The sequence below is a fragment of the Ruegeria sp. G12 genome (genome assembly GCF_056533565.1).
In genome coordinates, this window is the sequence record NZ_JBQFOO010000002.1 from 212,559 (window position 1) to 234,470 (window position 21,912).

Consider the following 21,912-nt stretch of genomic DNA (forward strand, 5'->3'; position numbering starts at 1 on the left):
GGAATTTACATCAACCCTGGAGAGCCCAAATGACCGCACTGTCCGAACCCGCCGCCCCTTCGAATCCGGGATGGTTCCACCGTGCCGAGGCCTGGATGGACGACAAAGGCAAAGGTGCCTGGATCGCAGCCATGGTCCTTGGTTTCATCTTCTTCTGGCCCGTCGGCCTGGCCCTTTTGGCCTATATGATCTGGAGCAAACGCATGTTCAGCAAGTCCTGCAGCCGCCGCAAATCCTGGCACAGCCACATGAGCGCGATGAAACCGTCGGGCAACAGCGCGTTTGACGCTTACAAGGCCGATACACTGGCGCGGCTGGAACGCGAACAGCAGGACTTTGAAGCCTTCCTGCACCGCCTGCGCGAGGCTAAGGACAAGGCCGAGTTCGACCAGTTCATGGATGAACGCGCCCGTGAAAACCACGACGAAGCGGACAAAGACGAACCTGCCTGATCCCTCTTGCCCTGTCCCACCAAATCGGGACAGGGTATCGCCAACTGCCCATCTGGAAATCAAACCATGAATCACCTGCCCGATCCCGACAGCCAGCCCGAGTTCTACCGGTCCGTGACGACCAAGCGCTTTGTCGCATGGCTGTTCGATATCGCCTTTATCTCGCTGCTATGTATCGTGCCGATTTTCCTGACCTTCGGTATGGGGCTGTTCTTCCTGCCGCTGATCTACGGTGTGATCAGCTTTGTCTACCGGGTGATCACCATTTCCAACGGCTCTGCCACGCTGGGCATGCGCTTTATGGGAATCGAACTGCGCGACGCCTTTGGCGAGCGCATGGATATGGGCAAAGCCGTGGCCCATACTGCCGGGTACTTCATCAGCATGGCGTTTTTCGTGGTCCAGATCGTCTCGATCATCATGATGCTGACCAGCGCCCGCTGTCAGGGCCTGACCGACGCCTTCCTTGGCACCGTGATGATCAACCAGCGCGCCTGATCTGCGCCACAGTTAATCTCTTGGCGGCACAAAAAACCGTTGCTATCATCCGGTCTCAGGAAACACGAGACCTTCATGCGACACACGCTGCCAATCGCGCCACAGTTCTATGTGACGGCACCTCAGCCCTGCCCTTATCTTGAGGGCAGGATGGAGCGTAAGCTGTTCACCGCACTGCAGGGCGAAGGCGCGGATCAGTTGAACAACTCTCTGTCACAACAAGGGTTTCGCCGGTCCCAGAACGTGCTCTACCGCCCGTCCTGCACCGATTGCGCGGCGTGCCTGTCGGCCCGGATCGACGTGTCGGCCTTTCGCCCGCGTAAAAGCCAGAAACGGGCTGCAAAGCGCAATTCCTACCTGCAGCGGCGCGCCACGTCGCCCTGGGCCACGGACGAACAGTTCGAGTTGTTCCGCCGCTATCTGGATACCCGCCACGCCGATGGCGGCATGGCTGACATGGACGTGTTCGAGTTCGCGGCGATGATCGAGGAAACCCCGATCCGCAGCCGCGTGGTGGAATATGTGGACCCCGAAACCGGCAATCTGATCGCCGTCAGCCTGACCGACGTTCTGGATGACGGGTTGAGTATGGTCTATTCCTTCTACGATCCGCACCAGCCCCAGAACTCGCTGGGCACGTATATGATCCTTGATCACATCGACATCGCGCGCGAGGCTGGCCTGCCTTACGTCTATCTCGGTTATTGGGTCCCCGGCAGCCCGAAGATGGGGTACAAGGCCAAGTTCGCGGGGCTTGAGGTTTACATTCAGGGCAACTGGCAAAAGATCAAAGACCCCGAGGCCTTTACCGGCACAGCCCACCATCCGCTGTCGACCGCTCCGATCGCCGAGCAGGTGGCCAGTATCCAACTGCCGGACCGCCACCCCACCAAGGGCTGATCCCCATATGAAACAATCCCTGCACGCCGTCACCCTTGTGGTGCCGGACTATGATGACGCGATCGCGTTCTATACCCGGACGCTGGATTTCGAGCTAACGCAGGACATTGATCTGGGCGGCGGGAAACGCTGGGTTCGGGTTGCGCCGCCCGGATCGGACGGCGCGTCGCTGCTGTTGGCCAAGGCCGACGGGACAAATCAGAACGCCGCCATCGGCAACCAGACCGGCGGGCGTGTGGGCTTCTTCCTGCAGACGGATGACTTCCACCGCGACCATGTTGCGATGCTGGCCAAGGGGGTCGAGTTCGAGGAAGAACCCCGGCACGAACCCTACGGAACCGTCGCAGTCTGGCGCGATCCGTTTGGCAATCGCTGGGACCTGATCATGCTCAAAGACTGATCCAAGTCCCTGTAGTAAAATAGTTTTTCTGATTCTAGCCCAAATTTCCTGACCCCAAGCAATCACTTCTGCACAATTTTATTGCAAAAATGTGAACTCGCATATTTTTTAAGCAGTTGAAAACTGACGCAACGTCACCAAATACTTTGAACCCGCTCGGCAGAGCGTGCGTTTCGATTACGACCGGCACAGCCGGACTTCACGGACATAATGATTTCGGCACCGGATCCCCGATCCGGCGCGCTGAGTGCGATAAGGGGAAGACAAATGAAATACGCCGCCCGCAGAGTGCTGTCTGCAAACCTGACGACGCAGATCATGCTGGCCCTCGCCTTGGGGTCTATTCTTGGCATTACGCTGAATTACCTTGATATTCCGGCCCTTGAAAACGGCCTGACCAACGGCCTGTTCGCCATGGTCGGTCAGATGTTCCTGAACGCCCTGCAAATGCTTGTGGTGCCGCTGGTGGTCTTCTCGCTGCTCTGCGGCGTGGTCGGGATCGGAGACGTCAAAGTGCTTGGCCGCATCGGCGGCCTGACCTTCGTCACCTACCTTGTGACAACCGCGCTGGCGGTCACCACCGCGCTTGTTTTCGCCAATATCATCAACCCCGGCAGCGGGTTTGAGAGCATGCATCTGGCGGATCACAATGTTGCCGTTAACTCGGCGGAATCGGCCTGGCAGATTCTGGCCAACATCGTGCCGAAGAACCCGGTTCATGCGCTGGCCAATGGCGAGATGCTGCAGATCATCTTCTACGTCATCGTCGTGGGCGTTGCGGTTCTGATGATCGGCAGCCGCGCCAAAGCCTTTGTCGAAGGATGCGAGTTCATGAACGATCTGGCGATGAAGATCGTTGAAATCGTCATGGCCTTCGCCCCCATCGGCGTGTTTTGCCTGATCGCCAGAACCTTCGCGATGGAAGGCTTCGGCCTGTTCTTACCTGTGATGGGCTATCTGACCACGATCAGCCTGACTCTGGTGTTCCACCTCTGCGTTACGCTGATGGCCCTGCTTTATGTGTTCACCGGCCTCAGCCCGCTGGCGTTCCTGCGGAAAATGCGCTCGGCACAGGTGTTCGCGTTCTCGACCTCAAGCTCGAACGCCACGATCCCGGCCAGCATGCAGTGCGTGACACAGCGGATCGGCGTTGACCGCTCGGTCGCCTCGTTCGGGGTACCGCTGGGCGCGACGATCAACATGGATGGCACCGCGATCATGCATGGCGTGGCGACCGTGTTCCTGGCCAATGCCTATGGGATTGATCTGGGCCTTGGTGGCTACATGACCATCATCTCGATCTCGGTTCTGGCTTCGATCGGCACCGCAGGCGTTCCGGGCGTGGGCATCGTGATGCTGGCCATGGTGCTGAACCAGCTGGGCATGCCACTGGACGGTATCGCGATCATCCTGGCCGTTGACCGTATCCTCGACATGATGCGGACCGTGGTGAACATCACCGGTGATGCGGTCGTCACAACAATCGTGGCCGACCGGGTGGGCAAGCTGGACCGCACCGTTTTCAACGACCCCGAGGCTGGTAAAAGGGACCTGTCTCAACTGGAAATCGACCACGAGGCCGAGCTTGAATTTGCAAAACTGACCCACGCAAAACCAAGCTGATAAACCAACAGCCCGGAGGCCAAACGGCCTCTGGGCTTTTTTCTTTGCACCGCAGCGCGCAGCGCTGCCGGGCCCAACCAGAGGAGGCACGCCAAAGGCGTGTTGACGATGGGCGGGAGCTTTCCCCTAGCTCCGAGGCCGAATATCCTCACCAAAGAACACCAGCGTCCCGTCCTCGTCCAGAACATGAAACTCGCGCTGCAGATAGGGCTGATCGAACGGAGGCCGCACACGCCCCTTCGGCAAGTCCTCCAGATCAGGCAACAGGCTTTCATACAGCGCGTCGATCCCCTCGACATCAATGTAGAACGACTGGTTGTCCCCAAGCGGCTTGCCGTCATCGCGGGGTGGGCATTCCAGCAGCCGAATGGCAACCGGCCCGCGTGACAGATAGGCGTAGTTTTCCTGTTGAAAGCCGCAGGTGAAGCCCAGACGGTCACAGTAAAACTCAATCTGCGTCTTCAATGACGTACACAGAACAAATGGCGTCAGTTGCAGTATCTTTGACATGGCAGCTCCCGTGTTGCCCAGTGACAGACTAACACGTTTCAGTCCAACAGATCGTCCTGCCGTATCCCGGCCCGCTCATAGTGGTGTGGCAGCACACGCCCGTAAAGCTGCTGTGTCCGCTCGATCCCGCCACACATCCCTTCCGCCTCGACAAATGAGAATATCCCCACATACCGGCTGCGCGCACCCTTGACCGGAGCAACCCGATGCAGCGCGTATCTGCCCTTGAATATCTGCAGGTCACCCGGCTGCAACTCCAACTCGCGCACGCGAGACCGGTTTCCGTCCAGGATTGAGGTCACGGCCCCAAAGTTCTCATCCTCAGCGCTTCGCAAGTTCGGGACGTATTCAAAGCAGCCGCCGGCTTCCCCGTTCTGAATGGCCAGGGTAACCGTGTAATTGTTCGTATCGAAGTGCCACGGGAACCCCTGCCCTTCCTCGACCACGTTGATGATGACGTCCGCCAGTGGATCGTCATAGCGAAAGAACCGGTCTTCTGCTTCGTTCAGGGCATCACGGACAAACGGCATGAACCCGTCAAACTCGTAAATCCGACGCAGCGGTCCGGATTTGGGAAAGTTATCCGCTGGCACAAAGGCATTTGAACGATCGTAGAAGCGGCGGATCGGATGGCCGATCCCAAGCCGCGGGTCGTCTTTGGAGAAATAGGCGTTTGTTCTGTTGAAGGACCGGTGGGCTTTGGACGCCACCTCATCGGCTTCACGCACCAACACTTCCAACCCGGCCTCATGAACAAAGCCCGGCAGAACGGCGCATCCGTCCCGATCCAACTCCCGCCGCAAGTCCGCTATCATCTGATCATAGGCCCGCGAGTCCGGCCGATCGATCGGGTATCGGCCCAGATCCACCAAATCCATCAACATAATCCGCCTCCGTGAACTGACTTGTCAGGAACAGCGTGACTCGGACAAATGGGCATCTCATGTCAATTTGGGACATTACGTTGACGCATTTCGACATGCGCAAATTCGCCACAACATGCCTGCATTCGCGGAAATTCCGCAGATGCGGCAATCTGCGCAAGAAAATGTCGCAAAATTCACCCCTCCGGTTAGAAAATTGGGTCATTTGCCTGTTGACGCCCCCATCGCCCGGTCATAATGTCCCCCGCAAGCAGAAAAGGAGCCTCTGGCGATGAAAGCGCTAGTCGTAATCGTAGGAACCACGCGCATGGGCCGGTAACGGTAAACCATAATCGAACCCATGCGCCTCCGAAAAAATCTCGGGGGCTTTTTTTATGCAGAACGCAAGACACATGTCGCGAACGGAGCAAAGCAGATGACACGTGAGATGACCGGCGCAAAGATGGTGGTACAGGCCCTTAAGGATCAGGGCGTGGACACGGTATTCGGATACCCCGGCGGCGCCGTGCTACCGATCTATGACGAAATCTTTCTGCAAAACGACATTCGCCACATTCTGGTGCGCCACGAACAGGGTGCCGTGCACGCCGCCGAAGGCTACGCGCGCTCGACCGGCAAACCCGGCGTTGCGCTGGTGACTTCCGGCCCTGGCGCGACCAACGCGGTGACCGGACTGACTGACGCATTGCTGGATTCGATCCCGATTGTTGTTCTGACCGGTCAGGTCCCGACCTTCATGATCGGCTCGGACGCGTTTCAAGAGGCCGATACCGTGGGCATCACCCGCCCCTGCACCAAGCATAACTGGCTGGTGAAGGACACCGATTCCCTGGCCCAGACGATGCACGAGGCTTTCCACGTTGCCAAATCAGGCCGTCCCGGTCCAGTGCTGATCGACATTCCGAAAGACGTCCAGTTTGCATCCGGCGAATACAGCCCGCCCAAGCCTTCGACCTCGCACTATCAGCCTGCGCTGAAAGGCGATCTGGAAGAGATCACCGAACTGGTTGCCGCAATGGAGACAGCCAAGAAACCGGTGTTCTATACGGGCGGTGGCGTCATCAACTCAGGCCCGGCGGCCAGCCAGTTGCTGCGCGAGTTGGTGGATTCGACCGGTTTCCCCATCACCTCGACCCTGATGGGATTGGGTGCCTACCCTGCGTCAGGTAAAAACTGGCTGGGGATGCTGGGCATGCATGGTCTCTACGAGGCCAACATGGCGATGCACGACTGCGACCTGATGATCAATATCGGCGCGCGGTTCGACGACCGGATTACGGGCCGGATTGATGCGTTCTCGCCGAACTCGAAGAAAGTGCATATCGACATCGACCCCTCGTCGATCAACAAGGTCATCCGCGTCGACATCCCGATTGTGGGCGACGTGGCACACGTTCTGGAAGACGTTTTGAAGGTCTGGAAGGCACGCGGGCGTAAGACCGATGCCGCGAATGTGCAGCAGTGGCAGAACCAGATCAGCGAATGGCGTAAGATCAACTGCCTTGCCTTCACCAACAGCGAAAAGTCGATCAAGCCGCAATACGCGTTGCAGCGGCTTGAGGAACTGACCAAGAAGCACGACCGCTACATCACCACCGAGGTCGGCCAACATCAGATGTGGGCCGCGCAGTATCTGGGCTTCGAAGACCCCAACCGCTGGATGACCTCGGGCGGGCTGGGCACGATGGGCTACGGTTTTCCGGCCTCGATCGGCGTGCAAATGGCACACCCGGACGCGCTGGTGATCAACGTGGCAGGTGAGGCGTCATGGCTGATGAACATGCAGGAAATGGGCACCGCTGTGCAGTACCGCCTGCCGGTGAAGCAGTTCATCCTGAACAACGAACGCCTCGGCATGGTGCGCCAGTGGCAGGAGTTGCTGCATGGTGAGCGCTACTCGCATTCGTGGTCCGAAGCCCTGCCCGATTTCGTCAAACTGGCCGAGGCTTTCGGGGCCAAGGGCATCATGATCAGCGATCCCGCCGATCTGGACGACGCGATTATGGAGATGATCAACTACGACGGCCCGGTGATCTTCGATTGTCTGGTCGAGAAGCACGAGAACTGCTTCCCGATGATCCCCTCGGGCAAAGCCCACAACGAAATGCTGCTGGGCGAGGCCGAAACGCAGGGCGTGATCGACTCCAAAGGTTCGGTATTGGTTTGACCAATACCGACAAACATAGCCTGAGATCGTCGGAGCGCGAGGAATATGTCGAGTATATGTTCCTCGCCCAACTTTGCTCATATGGCTGGTCGGTCGACAGATTCGTCGAGGTTTCCCGAGCGCAGACTGATGCCCACGGATATGATCTAGTCCTATCGTGTGAAGGGGTCACACGTCATGTACAACTCAAAGCGAGTAAAGCGGACGGTTCAACTCGAAGCCAAAAAATCAACTTGGCCCTGACGCAAAAGCCAAGTGGTTGCGTTGTATGGATAAAGGTGGATCCAAACTCTCTAAAACCTGAAGTTTTTGGATGGTTCGGCAACTCTGCCGGCGAACCTCTGTTGGACTTAGGCGACAAGGTCGCCAAACACACAAAAGCAAACTCATCCGGAATAAAGTCTGAGCGACCTAATGTTAGAGAAGTGAATTGGAACCGCTTCAGTAAAATCAATCAAATAGAAGAGTTGTTTTCAAACCTCTTCGACACTCCAGATAACGAGGTGACTTGATGTCTGCCCTACAAATCAAAAAAGGCTCTACCCGCCACTCGGCCTATAACCTACGGCCCACGTTTTCTGACGTTCAGGAGCGGCACACCATCGCCGTTCTAGTCGAAAACGAACCCGGTGTTCTGGCCCGCGTGATCGGCCTTTTCTCGGGCCGTGGTTATAACATCGAAAGCCTGACCGTGGCCGAGGTTGACCATACCGGCCACCTGAGCCGCATCACCATCGTCACCACCGGAACCCCGCAGGTGATCGAGCAGATCAAGGCGCAGTTGGGTCGGATCGTTACGGTTCACGATGTTCACGACTTGACGGTCGAGGGCCCCTCGGTCGAGCGGGAACTTGCGATCATCAAGGTGGTTGGTGAAGGCGACAAACGAGTCGAGGCGCTGCGGCTGGCCGATATCTTCCGCGCCAATGTGGTGGACAGCACTCTGAACTCTTTCATCTTCGAAATCACCGGCGCACCCGACAAGATCGACGCCTTCGCCGATCTGATGCGGCCGCTGGGTCTGGTCGAGGTCGCCCGCACCGGTGTTGCCGCCCTCTTGCGTGGCGACTGACCTAAAATTTCATGCGCCTTCGGCTGGCTGACCAGCCGAAGGTTTCCAATTCCTGTCACAAATACACTTCAACCCATCTGGCACGCCGACGGACATGTGCAGAAAATGCGTGCTTTTTGGCCCACTTCCACAATAAAGCTCAGACAAAATCGCGCAAAACTGTTGCCTTTGACCTGCAGCGCGTTAGCTTGCTTTCCGCAGCGGTAGAAGGGGAAACGTTGCAGGGGTTCATCTTTATGATTTCTGACGCGCGTTCGGTCTGTTGATCGACGTCGTTTTGGTTTTTCCTCAGAGTTGGAAGCAAGGCCTGGGATAGTATGACCGACCATATTCGCAGCCCGGCGGAACTGCGCGCCATGTTTGGCTCGAATCTCAAGCGGTTGGTGCGGCGGTACCCGACCGTCTCGGGGCTATGTCGGCAGTTGGGCATCAATCGGACCCAGTTCAATCGTTACCTGACCGGCGAAAGCTTTCCACGCCCCGAGGTTCTGGATCGCATCTGCCGGTTTTTTGACGTCGATGCCCGCATTCTGCTGACCGATCTGGATGACATTCCGCGGCCCGTGGATCATCCGGCAGCGTCGCTTTTGACCGAGTTTTTGGGCTCGGGTTCCGACTCATCGCACAATGCCGGGTTTCAGTCGGGTTTTTATCGTGTAACCGAACGCGGCGGTGGCGGCACACTGAACCTGTTATACGCAAAGCGGTTGCCTCAATGCACGCTGGTCCGCGGGTACGCGCCCCGCTCAACCATGCCCCGCGCGTTACCCAAAGCGCGCGAGATAAAGGGCATCGCCGCCAGTACCGCAGGGCAAACCTATATCCTGTTGTCCCGCCGCAATGGTGAGAACAGCCATCTTTATCTGATTTCCAGGTCGCCAAATGACGCCGGTCAGGTCTGGAGTGGCAAGCTGATTGCAATGTCAAACCCGCCGAATGGCGGTACACAAACACGCCTGATCGATGTGCACCATCTTGGGCAAAACGCGAAAACCGTGCTTGGCGCCGCCCGCAATGCGGCGAACCAAGAGGTCGGCATATTGGCAACCAACGAAGGTTGAACGCGAGTGGCGCTAGCCTTCGGCGACCTCAGAACCCTGCGTGATCTGGCGGTACAGGTGCCAACTGGCATGCCCCAATAGCGGTAGCACCAGAAACAGGCCCAGAAACCACGGGATCATCGACACGAACGTCACGACTGCTATAAGTGCCCCCCACCCCAGCATGACGGGCAGATTGGCCGCGACATAGGAATAGCTGGAGATCATCGCCGTCACGAAATCCAGCTCTCGATCCAGAAGCATCGGGATCGACAGAACGCTGAGCATATACAAAAGCGTTGCAAATATAGCCCCGACTGCTGTGCCTACGGCCAGCATTGTCAGACCGTTCAAGGTCCAGAACACTTCCAGTGACGAAGACACGTTGGTCATCGTCGACAGGCCCATGAACAGAGCAAAGATCATGTGCCCGAGGAAGAACCAGAACAGAAACATGACAACGATAATGGCGCAGATCGACGGCAATTGACGGCGGCTTTGCTGCACAACGACGCCAAAGATCGAGCCCATATCCAGCGGCTCACCCTGCTCAAGCCTATGAGAAACCTCATACAGACCCACCGCCGCAAACGGGCCGATCAGAGGGAAACCGATGGCTGCAAGAACCAGCCAGAACGTTGTTCCGGTCTGAATCGTGACCCAGGCCATCGCCCATCCGGCCAGAACATAAAACCCCGCAAAGATCAGCCCGAACAGCGGGGCACGGCGAAAATCGCCCCAGGCCTGTTGCAAGGCTGTGCGCAGCATAGCCGTATCAGCCGGGCGCATCTCAGGCACGCCAAAGGGTTTGTCCATGTGTCTCCTCCTCCCGTTCCGGCGTTATGGCATCGCCGGTCTTCTTTCCGGCCATTTCGTCGCCGCGTGATAGGCCGCCCCTATCGAAAGCAGGCGTGCGTCTGCCCCGCGTGGGCCGAAGATCTGCACACCCATCGGCAATCCGTTGGCACCAAAGCCTGCGGGCGCGGCCAGACAGGGCAGCCCAATCAGGCTGACAGGAACCGTCACCTGCATCCAGCGATGATAGGTATCCATTTCCTGCCCAGCAATCCGGGTCGGGTATTCGGCTTCGATGCCAAAGGGCCAGACCTGAGCGGCAGGCAGAACCAGAGCGTCATAATCCTGAAACAACACTGCGGTTTTTCGGAACCAGCCAGACCGGATCAGGCTGGCTCTATGCACCTCCATCGCTGTGAGCGCGAGGCCGCGATCCAGCTCCCACTGCGCGCTGTCCTTCAGCGATGCGCGCTGGTCCAGCAAAGGCTCAAGGTTCGCCGCCACGCTCCAGGAGCGCAAGGTGATCCAGCTGTTCCAAATCTCTTCCGGGTCGAAAGGCGGGGGCACCGCATCGACCTGCACACCGAGGTCTTCGAACACGGTCAGCGCGTCCCGGCACAGGTCTAGTATGCCGTGGTCCATCGGAAACGCCCCGCCCCAGTCGCCCAGCCAGCCGATCCGAACGCCGGTTAGGTCGGTGGCTTGCACCGGCGACACAGGTTCGCTGCGTGCAGCCAATGGCGACCTAGGGTCAGGCCCTGAGATCATATCCAGCAACAGCCCCAAATCATCGGGGCTGCGAGCCATGGGGCCAAGGGTCGAAAGCTGATGCAGGAACCCGTCGCCGACCGGATCAGAGGGCACCCTGCCCCAACTGGGCCGGAACCCGTAAACGTTGTTCCACGCTGCCGGGTTGCGCAGGCTGCCCATCATGTCGGACCCGTCCGCCAGCGCCACCATCCCAGTCGCTAGTGCAACCGCCGCACCGCCGGATGACCCGCCGCAACTGCGCCCGGTGTCATACGGGTTCCGGGTCGCCCCGTAGACCGGGTTGAACGTGTTCGAGCCCAAACCGAACTCGGGCGTATTTGTCTTGCCGATCAGTATCGCCCCTGCCGCCCGCATCCGTTCAGCGATCAGGGCGTCCGTTTCCGGCACAAAGTTCCGAAAAATCGGAGAGCCCTGAGACGACACAACCCCCGCCACATTGACCAGATCCTTGACCGCAATCGGCAGCCCGTGCAGCGGCCCCCGGATGGGCCCGTCATCATGGGCTTGCGCCTCGGCCAGCAACGCATCCCGGTCCCGCAGCGCGACGATGGCGTTGACCGCGCCATTGACTGCTTCGATCCGGTCCAGCGTTGCACGCATCAGATCGAGGGCCGACAACTGGCGGTTTGCCAGCTTGCCCAGCAAATCGGTGGCCGATGTGAAGGGATGGATCATTTGCGCCTGTGATGCTGCTGTTCAGGGCCAGCCTAACCAGACGCACAGATCATTTAAACCTACTGTTTAGATGTATTTTTAACGCATGCCACAGCGCTGGCGACTTACCCTTCGCCCTGCGCCTCTGACCGGCTTTTGCCAGCGACGTTCAGCGCCAGCGTTGCGGCCATAAACCCGTCCAAATCACCGTCCAGAACCCCTTTGGTGTCCGAGGTTTCGTGGTTCGTCCGCAGGTCCTTCACCATTTGGTAAGGCTGCAGCACATAGGATCGGATCTGATTGCCCCAGCCCGCATCGCCCTTGGCCTCATGCGCGGCGTTGATATCCGCGTTGCGGCGGTCGAGTTCCTGCTGATACAGCCGCGATTTCAGCGCCTTCATGGCGATATCCCGGTTCTGGTGCTGCGACTTTTCGGAACTGGTCACGACGATACCGGTCGGAATATGCGTGATCCGCACAGCCGAGTCCGTGGTGTTCACGTGCTGACCACCCGCGCCCGAAGAACGGTAGGTATCAATGCGGATGTCCGCCGGATTTACCTCAATCTCGATATTGTCGTCTACCACGGGATAGACCCACACTGAACTGAACGAGGTATGCCGCTTCGCCGCCGAGTCATAGGGCGAAATCCTTACCAACCGGTGCACGCCGCTTTCCGATTTCAGCCAGCCATAGGCGTTATGCCCGGAAATCTTGTAGGCGGCGGATTTGATCCCCGCCTCTTCCCCCGCTGTCTCGGACTGCAGCTCGACCGTATAGCCCTTCTTCTCGGCCCAACGCACATACATCCGCGCCAGCATCGAGGCCCAGTCGCAGCTCTCGGTCCCACCCGCGCCCGAGTTGATCTCAAGGAACGTGTCGTTGCTGTCGGCCTCACCATCCAGCAGGGCCTCAAGCTCTTTCTTGGCGGCTTTGGCCTGCAGGGTCTTGATGGCGGCTTCTGCGTCCTGGACGACCTCTTCATCCTCTTCCATTTCACCCAGTTCGATCAGTTCGATATTGTCGCTCAAATCGGTCTTGATGGATTCGTAGGTCTCGATGGCATCCACCAGCATTTGACGCTCGCGCATCAGTTTCTGGGCGTTTTCGGGGCTGTCCCACAGGTTGGGGTCTTCGACGCGCGCATTGAATTCCTCAAGCCGATGCGGCGCGGTTTCGTAGTCCATGCGCTGTGCCAGCAGCTCCAGCGACTTTTCGATTTCCGCCACGATGTTCTGGGTTTCGGCGCGCATGGTCTTGTCCCAACTTGCTCAATCAGGCCTGCGTGATAGCAAGAGGCGCAGGCCACCACAAGACGGGCGGGATGGGAATGCTGAGCACGGCGAAGAAGTTTGCGGATGAGTGGGGGCTGAGCCTTCTGTCTCTGGTCGCCGACACCGGTTATGCGCAGGTGTGGAAGGTTCGAACAGCCAATGGCCCTGCTGCGCTGAAACTCTATCGCCGGGCGGATCGGGGCAATGAGGCCGCCGGGGTAGAGCTTCTGAGGCTTTGGCAAGATCGCGGCGCTGTTCGGGTTCTGGCAGAGGCGCGAAACGCCGTGTTGATGGAGTGGTTGGAGGGGCAATCTTTGGGCGACATAGCCCGGGCGGGTCAGCCGGATCGCGCCCTGCAGATGCTCGCCGACACGGCGCAGCGGCTGCACCGCGCACCCACGGTTCAATGCGCGGGTCTGAAACCTTTGCATCAGGTGTTCACCCCGCTATTTGATTGCACGTTCGCCGATAGTTGCCACCCTTTGGAGCGATACATGCGGCGCGCAATCGCCTTGGCACAGGACCTGCTGGACACTCAGACAATAGCAACGCAGCTGCATGGAGATTTGCACCCGGACAATGTCATCCTGACGCCGGATGGTCCCTGTGTGATTGATGCCAAAGGATATCTGGGCGATCCGGCTTTTGAACTGGCCAATGCACTTCGTCACCCAAAAGGAATGCCCGATCTGGTCCGCCAAAGGCGGCAGATCGAAGCCTGCCTGACACTCTACGCCGACGCGATGCAGATATCACGCGCCCGCCTTGCCAAATGGGCAGCCGCAAAATGCGCCTTGTCGATTTTCTGGAGGTCAAACGGCCTCATCACTGATGACGATGAGGCCGATTTGCTGCACCTTTTCCTACAGATCGCGGATCAATAAAGCCCGCCGGTCGTCACATCGCCCTGCGTGGCCTTTGGTCCCACGATGACAGTCTGACCGGTCGAGGTCTGCACCTGAACACCGGCGCGCTGAACCTCTTCGAACAGCGGCAGGTCCGAGCCGATGGCGAAGCCGCCGTCATAAACTCGGTCGATGAACCCATCGACGCCATCGCGGAAGTATTCGGCCACCACATATTCGCCGCTGGCCTCTTGGGGCAGACGCGCGCCGCTGAAGCGGTCGATCTTGATGAAATGACCACCCGGAGGCACTTCGAACGGGCCGCCGCCGTATTTCTCGACCGCTTTTTCCATGAAGCTTTGGAACACAGGGCCGCACATGGTGCCGCCGTAAGCTCCACGCCCCATCGGGCGGGGACGGTCGTAACCGATGTAGCAACCGGCGACGATGTTGGATGTGAAGCCGATAAACCACGCGTCCTTGGATTCGTTGGTTGTTCCGGTTTTACCCGCTGTCGGCACCGGCAGGTTCACATGGCGAGACGCCGTGCCGCGATCCACAACGCCCTTCATCATCGAGGTCAACTGATACGCGGTGATTGCGTCCATGACCTGAGAGCGGTTGGTCTCAATGGTTGGCGACTCATCCGGTTCCAGCCAGCTTGAGTTACAATCCAGGCACTGTCGGTCGTCGTGGCGATAGATGGTCTTGCCGAACCGGTCCTGAATTCGGTCGACCAGAGTGGGCTCGACCCGCTCACCGCCATTGGCGAACATCGCGTAGGCGGCGACCATTTTGTAAAGCGTGGTTTCCTCGGACCCCAGCGAGTTCGCTAGGAACGCGCCCATGCGGTCATAAACGCCGAACCGTTCGGCGTAGCCTGCGACAACCGGCATCGTGACCTCTTGCGCCAGACGAATGGTCATCAGGTTCCGCGATTGTTCAATCCCCGTGCGTAGCGGCGTGGGGCCGTAGAACTTGTTGGACGAGTTCTTGGGCCGCCACAGGCCTTGGGGCGTGTTCACCTCGATCGGGGCATCCACAACGATGGTGGCCGGGCTATAGCCACTGTCCAGCGCGGCGGCATAGACGAAGGGTTTGAACGAAGACCCCGGCTGGCGCTGCGCCTGCGTGGCGCGGTTGAATACGGTGTCCTGATACGAGAACCCGCCCTGCATAGCCAGAACGCGGCCCGAGTTCACGTCCATCGCGACAAAGCCGCCCTGCACTTCGGGCACCTGACGGGCGGACCACTGGCCCTCTTCCCCCGCCATGACAAGGATCACGTCACCGCGTTTGAAGTTCGCGGCAAAGTCGCCCTGCATCCACTTGATGTCAGAGCGTGGAATGATGCCGTCGGCAGGGCCGTCCTCGATCCCGACGGTCAGGGACTGATCGGCTACGTTCAGCACCACGGCAGGGTACCATTGGGTCGGCAGCACCACATCGCGCGGGATTTCGATGATGGACAGCGCCTCGCGCCATTGCGCCTCATCTGCCAGCTTTTCTTCGGCGATGACCTCACCCGTGCCGCGCCATTTGCCACGAGACAGGTCATATTTCTGCAGCGCCTCGCGCAGCGCACGGGCTGCTTCGACCTGCATTTCTTCGTCCACGGACGCACGGACGGTAAAGCCTCCGGTAAAAAACTCACCCTCGCCAAAATCCTCGCTCAGCTGGCGGCGGATTTCGTCGGTGAAATAGTCACGAGGCGGCAGGGCAGTACGGAAGCTTTCGAAATCGCCGTTCTGCACCGAGCGCAGGGGCATCTCGACCTCGGTATCATAGGTGGCCTGATCAATATAGCCGTTCTGACGCATCTCGCGCAGCACGTAGTTGCGGCGGTCTAGCAGGCGCTGTTTCTGTCGCACCGGGTGGTAGTCAGAAGGTGCCTTGGGCATTGCCGCCAGCATCGCCGCCTCATGCGGGGCCAGTTCCTGCAGCGTCTTGTTGAAATAAGTCTGCGCCGCCGCCGTCACGCCGTAGGAGTTCTGGCCCAGAAAGATCTCATTCATATAGAGTTCGAGGATCTGTTCCTTGTCCAAGGTATCCTCAAGCCGTGTGGCGAGGATGATCTCTTTGATCTTGCGCTCGGCCCGCCGGTCACCGGACAGCAGGAAGTTCTTCATCACCTGCTGCGTGATGGTCGAGGCCCCGCGCACGGTTTCGCCTTTGGTCCGCACAGCCTCAACCCCGGCGGCGATGATGCCGCGCGGGTCATAACCCTGATGGGTGTAGAAATTCTTATCTTCCGCCGAGATGAACGCCTGTTTCACCAGATCCGGGATTTCTTCCGACGGCGTGAACAGGCGGCGCTCTTGCGCGAATTCGTCGATCAACTGGCCTTCGCCCGAGTATATCCGGCTGATGGTTGGCGGCTTGTATTGCGCCAGCGATTCATGGCTGGGGAGGTCACGGCCATACATCCAAAAGACCGCACCGATCACCAGTGCGGCCATGAAAATACCCAAGGTCACGAGGCTGAAGATCGCCCCGAAAATCGAAAGAATGAACCGGATCACGTTACTGCCTTTTTCTCGCGCTGCCGCCTATATAGGGATGCACGGCACAAGGGTCAAAACCACAAGCGCATTCTAGCCGTTTTGGACGCCCGGGTCACTGGCCAATCAGGGTTTGCCGGATCACATCCTGCGTGCGCCAGTCATCCAGACCACTTTTGATGCCGACCGCCATCTTGGCCCGCCATTCCGGATTTTTCAGGTTTTTCAGATCTCTGGCGCTGGAAAGAAATCCAAGTTCAACCAGTACCGAAGGGATATCCGCCGCCTTGAGCACCGAAAAGGAGGCAGTGCGCAAGGGTTTGCTGTTCATCGGCCCGCCCTGCTGCGCCATGCCATTCGCCAGCGCCTGCGCCAGCGCGTTTGTGCGGGGTTTGGTTTCCTGCCGCGCCATGTCCAGCAGGACATCGGCCACCTGATCGTCGGCCCCGTTCAGGTCGATGCCAGAAATCAGGTCGCCCCGGTCGTGCCGTTCAGCCAGTTTCACGCTCGCCACATCAGACGCATCCGCAGACAGAGTATAAACAGCTGCACCATGCGCCTGCCCTTCGGAGAGTGAATCGGCGTGCAGAGAAATGAACACATCCGCCCCGGCCCGATGCGCCAGCGCAATGCGGCGTTCCAGCGAGACGAACTGATCCTCGACGCGGGTCAGAACCACCTCGTAACCGCCTGAACGCAAAAGCAGTTCCCGCAGTTCCCGTGCAAAGACCAGCATCATGGTCTTCTCGTCGATCCCGCCGACCTCGGCCCCCGGATCAATGCCGCCATGGCCGGGATCCAGCATCACTCGCAGGGGGCGGTCTGCATTGCGCGGGGCCACACTGTCGACCACCGCCGGTTCCGGCAAATCCCAAACGGGGTTGCGCGGCGCACCTGCCGAGGCGTTAAAGGCGTCAAAATCGGTGCCTTTCAGATGCAGCGACAACAGCGCCGTGCCCGAGGCCTCATTGATCCGCAAATCCGCCGTATCCACAGCCATCGGCGCGCCGAGTTCCAGCACCAGACGCGACCAACCCGGCACGTAGGCACCGAACTGCACACCGCTGATGCGCTTGGATTGCAGGAAGTCGTCGCGGTTCAGGCCGGTCCAGTCCACCTCCTGAAAATCCAGAACCATCCGGTATGGGTCGCGCAGGGTGAAGATGCGGTATGGCACGCCCTGGCTGAGGCTCAGGTCGACGCGGACACCGGTTTGCCCGGTGTCGACAATCCGGCTGTCCTTGGGCTGAATACGCGCCAGCGCGCTGAAATCCTGCGCAACGGCAGCACCAGCCAGCGCCCAGATCAGCGCGATGCAAAAGAGTATCCTGCTCATGGCCTCAAGTTTTCCCGAGATCGTTTGCGCGCCAGCCTATCCCATCGGGTGGCGTTTGTGAACGGCTCAGGCCCGTTCCGTGATCGCCCCGCGCTCGGCCATGAAAGTACGCAACCGGTCCAGCCCCTCTTGAATGTCAGCCGTGGCGCGGGCGTAGGAAAAGCGCAGCGTCGTGTGGCCCCGCTGCGGGTCGAAATCCAGACCGGGCGTGACGGCGACCCCGGCCTTGTCCAGAATCTCGGCGGCAAAGGCGCGGCTGTCATTGGTCAGGTCCGACACATCCGCATAGACATAAAACGCCCCGTCAGGCGGCGCAATGTTGGTGAAACCAGCCTTGGGCAGGCCTTCCAGCATCAAGGCGCGGTTCTGGCGATAGATGTCCAAATTGGCCTGCAGTTCGTCCTCGCACTCCATCGCCGCAAGTGCCGCGACCTGACTGGCATGCGGCGCGCAGATGAACATATTCTGCGCAATGCGCTCGACCACGCGCACTTGATCCTCGGGCACCACCATCCAGCCGACGCGCCAGCCGGTCATCGAGAAATACTTGGAGAACGAATTGATCACATAGCACTCATCCGTCAGTTCTAGCGCGGTGACGGCTTTGGCCTCATACTCCAGACCGTGGTAGATTTCGTCGCTGATGAAGGATGCGCCCTGCCCCTGCGCTGCGTCGATCAGCGCGCGCATGGCCGCGTGATCCAGCATGGTGCCGGTGGGGTTCGCGGGTGAAGCAACCATAAGCCCCTGCAAATCCAGCCCGGCGAAATCGGCCGGAACCGGCTGCAACCGGTTCTCCGGTGCGGTGGGCAGATCGACCGGCACCAGCCCCAGCGCTTTCAGTATCTGACGGTACGAAGGGTATCCCGGCGCGCCGATGCCAACCCGATCTCCGCTGTCGAACAGTGCGGTGAAGGCCAGCAGAAAACCGCCCGAGGATCCGGGCGTGATCACCACCCGCTCGGGGTTCAGATCGACATTGTACCAGTCGCCATACATCCGGGCGATGCGCTGCCGCAATGCGGGCAGACCCAGCGCCACGGTATAGCCCAGCGGGCCTTGTTCCATTGCGCTTGCCAAGGCCTTAGTCGCGCCCTTGGGGGCACCGGTTCCGGGCTGGCCGACCTCCATATGGATCACGTGGCGACCTGCCTCCTCGGCTTTGCGCGCGGCCTCCATCACATCCATCACAATGAAAGGATCGACCCCGGACCGGGTTGAGTTTCTCATGCCCATCTCCCATGTTGCAGCCATGGCTTTTGAACGCGTATCCAGGCTGGCGTCAATCCCGGCCCTGATGCTGGCTGCGGTGATGTGGCTGGCAACTGTCGCGCAAAGCCATGCGCAAGGCCTGATCCGGGACGCTGATATAGAACACGGGTTGCGCGAACTGGCCTTTCCGGTACTGCGCGCAGCTGGCCTGAACACCAATCGGGTGCGCATCCTGGTGGTCAATGACAGCACCTTCAACGCGTTCGTCATAGACTACAACGCTATCTATCTGAATTATGGGCTGATTCTGACGGTGGACACCCCCGACATGCTGCAAGCCGTAATCGCGCATGAGGCGGCGCATATCGCCAACGGCCACCTGGCCCGGCGCGCCGAAAACCTGAAAGCCGCGAAGCGCAAGGCCGGTCTGGGCACTGCCCTCGCCCTGATCGCCGGAGCCGCCGGCGCTGGGGAAGCCGCGGCCGGGATCGCTACAGGTACGCAATCTGCCGCCCTACGCAGTTTTCTGGGGCATACACGGGCCGAGGAATCCGCCGCCGACCGGAGTGCTGCCAGCTATTTGCGATGGGCAGGCATCTCACCCAGTGGCATGGTTAAGTTACACCGCAAGTTCGCCGGTCAGGAATTGCTGAGCCCCGCCAATCAGGACCCCTATATGCGCTCGCACCCGACCAGTCGCGAACGCCTGCGCGTGGCTGAGACGTTTCTGGACCAGTTCGGCGACAAAGCGCAGCCGAATGCCAATGCCGATTACTGGTTCGCACGGGTCAAAGGCAAACTCTCGGCCTTTCTGCGCTCACCCACATGGACCCTGCGTCGATCGCATGAGGAAACCGACTACGACATTCGCATGATGCGCGAAGCCTCGGCCCATCACCAGAACCGCGATCTGGCCCGCGCCCGCGCGGCGATTGACGAGGCTTTGGCGATGCGCCCCGACGATCCATTCTACTACGAATTAAAAGGGCAAATCATGCTGGAAAACAGACAGTTGCAAGAGGCTGTTACAGCATATGGGCAAGCGGTGGAGATGGCCCCAAATGACTCGCTGATCCTGGCGGGCTACGGGCGGGCTTTGCTGGCACAGGGTAAGACGAAGGAAGCCTTGCAAGCCCTTGAAAACGCACGCGCCCGCGATTATCGCGACGCGCGTATGATGCGCGATCTAGGGGCGGCTTACGCTAAGGTTGGCAATAACGGGATGGCCTCGACCGTCACCGCAGAACGGTATGCGCTGCAAGGCAAACTGGCCGATGCAGGCATTCACGCGAAACGGGCCATCGGGCAGTTGCCCGAAGGCTCACCGGGTTGGCAAAGGGCGCAGGATGTGTTGATTGCTTCACAACGCGCCGAAAAGGAAAAAAGGAAACGGAAATGATCCTCAGACATGCAGCACCGGCCCTTCTGGGGCTTTCCATGCTCACCGGTCCCGCACAGGCGCTGGACCTGAACGCAATGAGTGACGCCGAAAAAGACGAATTCGGCGCGCAGGTTCGGGAGTATCTGCTGGAAAACCCCGAAGTGATCCTTGAGGCGATCAACATTCTGGAAGAACGCACCGCCGCAGCCGAAGCGCATGCCGACAAGGAACTGGTCGCCGCCAACGCGGATGAGTTGTTCGACGACGGCTATAGCTGGGTCGGCGGCAACCCCGAAGGCGACATTACACTGGTCGAGTTCATGGATTATCGCTGCGGCTATTGCCGCCGGGCCGTACCCGAGGTGACAAGCCTGCTGGCCGAAGACGGCAATATCCGGCTGGTGATCAAGGAACTGCCGATTTTGGGCGAAGGCTCGGTCCTGTCGTCACGCTTTGCCATCGCGACCAAGCAGGTGGCCGGTGGCGATGCCTACAAGCAGGTTCACGATGCACTGCTGGAGTTCGGCGGTGAACCGTCCGAGGTCACCTTGCGCCGCATCTCGGACGGTCTTGGGCTGGACAGCGATGCGATCATCGATGCGATGGACAGCGAAAACGTGACCGAAGAGATCGCCCAGACCCGCGCGCTGGCACAGCGGATGCGGATCACGGGTACGCCATCCTTCGTTTTGGGCACCGAAATGCTGCGGGGCTTCCTGCCTGCAGAACAGATGCAGCAGATTGCCGACGGGGTTCGGGCCGAGCAAGGTTAATTGGATCGGGCCTCTGGCTGGTCCTGACCGGCTACCGGTACAGGAATCTCGCGAAGCAGTTTTCGCCGGAGCGCCGCCGCATAGTCGGCGTATCCGGCGGCGATTTCCACAAACGCCCCGCTGCCAGAGATGACGTGGTCGACATAGTAGGCCAACACCTCGGGCTCGGCCCCCTCGATCACCAGAGCGTTGACGGTGACACCCTGCATGGCGGGCATTTCACGTGCGACATGTGGACGAAAACCGTTGTTGTGTTTGCCGTCCCCGGACACATCAATCACCCGCCGCTTGCAGGACGGCCCGTATTCGAACATCAACGCACCGAAGGCCACTGCGGGGCCAATCCCGGTCGCGCCTGTCGCGCTTCTTGGCGCCGCTAGAACCTCGGCGGCCACCGCGTTCAACCCGGCAGTGCCTTTCACCAGCCGCCAGGCGACAATCTGGTTCTGTTGCCGCGAATCCGACCATTCATAAACCATAAGCGCGACCCCACCGGGTTGAGCCGACACCGCTGTTACAACGTCAGAATCCAGCAACGCCGAGGCCAGCCCCTGACGCTGCAACCTGTGTTCGTCGGCATCCACGCTGCCCGAAACATCAAGCGCCAAAGCCAATGCCAGTTCGCAAGAGCGGGCGGTGTCCGCTATGGTGATGAAGGTGATTGAAAGAAGAAGGGCCGCGATCCGCATATGCAAATCATGGCCTTACGAGGATATAATCTGTCAACACCTGCGTAGCCGTCAGCCGACCTCGCCGGCATTGAAGCCTCATTCGCGAGACTTGCTAATCTTACCATCTGGCGGCACCTGTCGGGTTCTGACGAA

The 21,912-nt window shown here is 59.5% G+C and carries 21 protein-coding genes; 12 read left to right on the forward strand and 9 right to left on the reverse strand.

From position 1 onward, the window contains the following. The first annotated feature begins 29 nt into the window (after positions 1-29). The 5 genes from ACR0JN_RS04885 to ACR0JN_RS04905 all read left to right on the forward strand — a co-directional run bounded on the left by ACR0JN_RS04885 (position 30) and on the right by ACR0JN_RS04905 (position 3,873). Entirely contained in the window at positions 30-452 is a 423-nt protein-coding gene (locus ACR0JN_RS04885) for a DUF2852 domain-containing protein (RefSeq protein ID WP_480884560.1), read from the forward strand. A 66-nt stretch (positions 453-518) separates the two neighbouring features. Beyond that, positions 519-950, forward strand: a complete 432-nt coding sequence (locus ACR0JN_RS04890; protein WP_480815340.1) for an RDD family protein — start codon at positions 519-521, stop codon at positions 948-950. Between the two features lie 75 nt (positions 951-1,025). Then, entirely contained in the window at positions 1,026-1,850 is an 825-nt protein-coding gene (locus tag ACR0JN_RS04895) for an arginyltransferase (RefSeq protein ID WP_480884561.1), read from the forward strand. 7 nt (positions 1,851-1,857) lie between these two features. After that, positions 1,858-2,250, forward strand: a complete 393-nt coding sequence (locus ACR0JN_RS04900; protein ID WP_480884562.1) for a VOC family protein — start codon at positions 1,858-1,860, stop codon at positions 2,248-2,250. A 267-nt stretch (positions 2,251-2,517) separates the two neighbouring features. Continuing rightward, positions 2,518-3,873 (forward strand): dicarboxylate/amino acid:cation symporter, encoded by a 1,356-nt coding sequence (locus tag ACR0JN_RS04905; RefSeq protein WP_480884563.1) that lies wholly within the window; start codon positions 2,518-2,520, stop codon positions 3,871-3,873. 126 nt (positions 3,874-3,999) lie between these two features. Here the strand turns inward: ACR0JN_RS04905 and ACR0JN_RS04910 are convergent, their stop codons facing one another. Further along, entirely contained in the window at positions 4,000-4,383 is a 384-nt protein-coding gene (locus ACR0JN_RS04910) for a bleomycin resistance protein (RefSeq protein ID WP_480884564.1), read from the reverse strand. Between the two features lie 38 nt (positions 4,384-4,421). Continuing rightward, positions 4,422-5,267 carry a HalD/BesD family halogenase gene (locus tag ACR0JN_RS04915; RefSeq protein WP_480884565.1) on the reverse strand — a complete coding sequence of 282 codons (846 nt, stop codon included), beginning with the start codon at positions 5,265-5,267 and terminating at the stop codon, positions 4,422-4,424. Positions 5,268-5,682: 415 nt separating this feature from the next. Between ACR0JN_RS04915 and ACR0JN_RS04920 the strand changes: the two genes are divergently transcribed. From ACR0JN_RS04920 to ACR0JN_RS04935, 4 genes are all read left to right on the forward strand, one after another. Then, positions 5,683-7,434 carry an acetolactate synthase 3 large subunit gene (locus tag ACR0JN_RS04920; protein ID WP_480884566.1) on the forward strand — a complete coding sequence of 584 codons (1,752 nt, stop codon included), beginning with the start codon at positions 5,683-5,685 and terminating at the stop codon, positions 7,432-7,434. Beyond that, positions 7,431-7,946: a hypothetical protein gene (locus ACR0JN_RS04925; protein ID WP_480884567.1), complete on the forward strand. Its 516-nt coding sequence runs from the start codon at positions 7,431-7,433 to the stop codon at positions 7,944-7,946. Before ACR0JN_RS04920 ends, ACR0JN_RS04925 begins: the two co-directional genes overlap by 4 nt. Then, positions 7,946-8,506: an acetolactate synthase small subunit gene (gene ilvN, locus ACR0JN_RS04930; protein ID WP_480815333.1), complete on the forward strand. Its 561-nt coding sequence runs from the start codon at positions 7,946-7,948 to the stop codon at positions 8,504-8,506. Before ACR0JN_RS04925 ends, ilvN begins: the two co-directional genes overlap by 1 nt. A gap of 317 nt (positions 8,507-8,823) precedes the next feature. Then, entirely contained in the window at positions 8,824-9,567 is a 744-nt protein-coding gene (locus ACR0JN_RS04935; protein ID WP_480884568.1) for a helix-turn-helix domain-containing protein, read from the forward strand. A gap of 12 nt (positions 9,568-9,579) precedes the next feature. On the opposite strand, the gene ACR0JN_RS04940 is transcribed toward ACR0JN_RS04935, so the two are convergent. The 3 genes from ACR0JN_RS04940 to prfB form a co-directional block, all read right to left on the reverse strand. Further along, the gene (locus ACR0JN_RS04940; RefSeq protein ID WP_480884569.1) at positions 9,580-10,362 is read right to left on the reverse strand and encodes a DUF2189 domain-containing protein; all 783 of its coding nucleotides are present in this window, start codon (positions 10,360-10,362) and stop codon (positions 9,580-9,582) included. Between the two features lie 24 nt (positions 10,363-10,386). Next, the gene (locus tag ACR0JN_RS04945) at positions 10,387-11,787 is read right to left on the reverse strand and encodes an amidase (RefSeq protein ID WP_480884570.1); all 1,401 of its coding nucleotides are present in this window, start codon (positions 11,785-11,787) and stop codon (positions 10,387-10,389) included. Positions 11,788-11,891: 104 nt separating this feature from the next. Then, positions 11,892-13,019, reverse strand: a complete 1,128-nt coding sequence (gene prfB / locus ACR0JN_RS04950) for a peptide chain release factor 2 (protein WP_480884571.1) — start codon at positions 13,017-13,019, stop codon at positions 11,892-11,894. Positions 13,020-13,090: 71 nt separating this feature from the next. Here prfB and ACR0JN_RS04955 point away from each other — a divergent pair, with 71 nt between their 5' ends. Then, positions 13,091-13,924, forward strand: coding sequence for an aminoglycoside phosphotransferase family protein (locus ACR0JN_RS04955; protein WP_480884572.1), 834 nt, complete (start codon positions 13,091-13,093; stop codon positions 13,922-13,924). Here the strand turns inward: ACR0JN_RS04955 and ACR0JN_RS04960 are convergent. The 3 genes from ACR0JN_RS04960 to ACR0JN_RS04970 form a co-directional block, all read right to left on the reverse strand. Beyond that, positions 13,918-16,407, reverse strand: coding sequence for a penicillin-binding protein 1A (locus tag ACR0JN_RS04960; RefSeq protein ID WP_480815327.1), 2,490 nt, complete (start codon positions 16,405-16,407; stop codon positions 13,918-13,920). The two genes, ACR0JN_RS04955 and ACR0JN_RS04960, sit on opposite strands and share 7 nt — an antisense overlap. A 94-nt stretch (positions 16,408-16,501) precedes the next feature. Next, positions 16,502-17,722, reverse strand: a complete 1,221-nt coding sequence (locus ACR0JN_RS04965; protein ID WP_480884573.1) for an N-acetylmuramoyl-L-alanine amidase — start codon at positions 17,720-17,722, stop codon at positions 16,502-16,504. Positions 17,723-17,788: 66 nt separating this feature from the next. After that, the gene (locus ACR0JN_RS04970; RefSeq protein WP_480884574.1) at positions 17,789-18,952 is read right to left on the reverse strand and encodes a pyridoxal phosphate-dependent aminotransferase; all 1,164 of its coding nucleotides are present in this window, start codon (positions 18,950-18,952) and stop codon (positions 17,789-17,791) included. On the opposite strand from ACR0JN_RS04970, the gene ACR0JN_RS04975 reads away from it, so the two are divergent. Both ACR0JN_RS04975 and ACR0JN_RS04980 read left to right on the forward strand, forming a co-directional pair. Beyond that, positions 18,951-20,333, forward strand: coding sequence for a M48 family metalloprotease (locus tag ACR0JN_RS04975; RefSeq protein ID WP_480884575.1), 1,383 nt, complete (start codon positions 18,951-18,953; stop codon positions 20,331-20,333). The two genes, ACR0JN_RS04970 and ACR0JN_RS04975, sit on opposite strands and share 2 nt — an antisense overlap. Beyond that, on the forward strand, positions 20,330-21,088 hold the full coding sequence (locus ACR0JN_RS04980) for a DsbA family protein (RefSeq protein WP_480884576.1): 759 nt from the start codon (positions 20,330-20,332) through the stop codon (positions 21,086-21,088). The genes ACR0JN_RS04975 and ACR0JN_RS04980 overlap by 4 nt, the downstream gene beginning before the upstream one ends. Here ACR0JN_RS04980 and ACR0JN_RS04985 read toward each other — a convergent pair. After that, entirely contained in the window at positions 21,085-21,777 is a 693-nt protein-coding gene (locus ACR0JN_RS04985) for a DUF1194 domain-containing protein (protein WP_480884577.1), read from the reverse strand. The two genes, ACR0JN_RS04980 and ACR0JN_RS04985, sit on opposite strands and share 4 nt — an antisense overlap. Between the last annotated feature and the right edge of the window lie 135 nt (positions 21,778-21,912).